Origin of the sequence: Streptomyces sp. LUP30 (assembly GCF_001746365.1) — a bacterium.
GTDB lineage: Bacteria > Actinomycetota > Actinomycetes > Streptomycetales > Streptomycetaceae > Streptomyces.
The window spans coordinates 1-820 of sequence record NZ_MJAJ01000121.1 but is presented as its reverse complement, the minus strand read 5'-3'; the positions used below and the strand labels follow the sequence as shown (position 1 = coordinate 820).

1 pseudogene is annotated in these 820 nt (G+C 83.3%); it reads right to left on the bottom strand.

Annotated features, from left to right (window positions below):
• Window positions 1–820, bottom strand: a pseudogene (locus BG482_RS44480) (hypothetical protein); the annotation flags it as partial.

Sequence of the window (820 nt, the reverse complement as noted above, 5' to 3'; positions counted from 1 at the left end):
GCGCCTCCGGGTGCCCGGGGGCGCGCTCCCACAGCCGGGGGCCCGGGCCCAGCGCCGTCAGCAGCAGCGCCGCCGGGTCCGGCCAGGTCTCGGGGGCGGCCGCCGGCGCGGCGTGCGGCCGCGTCTCGGCTCCGGCGACCGGCTCCTCGTCGGCCCCGGTGTCCGTCTGGTCCGCCGTGGCGCCGCGACCGCCGGCCAGCCGCCGCGCCCACGCGGAGAGGCCGCCCCCGCGTTTGCGCATCCCCGGGGGCACGTCGGTGCCGCGCAGCGGGGTGCCCTTGCGGCGGCCGGAACCGCGGAGATCGTCGTCCACGCCGTGCTCGCCGGCGTCCCCGGCATCGCCGCCGCCGTGGGAGCCGCCGTCATGGGAGCTGCCGTCGTGGGAGCCGCCGGCGAGGGAGGGACGGGCGTGGGCGGCGGTGTCGTCGAGCGTGCCGTGCGGTCCGCGGACGTCGCCGTGGCCGCTCGTGAAGGAGCCGAGCCCGGCGCGGCCCCCGTGGGTCGCCCGCAGGGCGTCGCCCGCCGCGGACGGCCCACCGGGGCGGGCCGGCTCGGGTGTGCGCGCCCCGTCGCCGCGGCGGTTCTCGATGCGCGGCGCCGCGCCCTGGCCCGGGACCACCGGGGGGGCGAGGGGCGTGTCCCCGGAACCGCGCCGCCGCGGAGGCGGAGCCACGCCCGGGGGCGTCGACGCGCCGCTCCAGTCGACCGTGCCGTAGGCGTGAGCGGTCGGTCCCGCCGGGCCGGAGGAGCCGGCACGGCCGTTCGCGCCCAGCGGGAGGTCCGCGGCCGTGGCGCCCGGGCCCGCCCCGCCGCCGTCCGC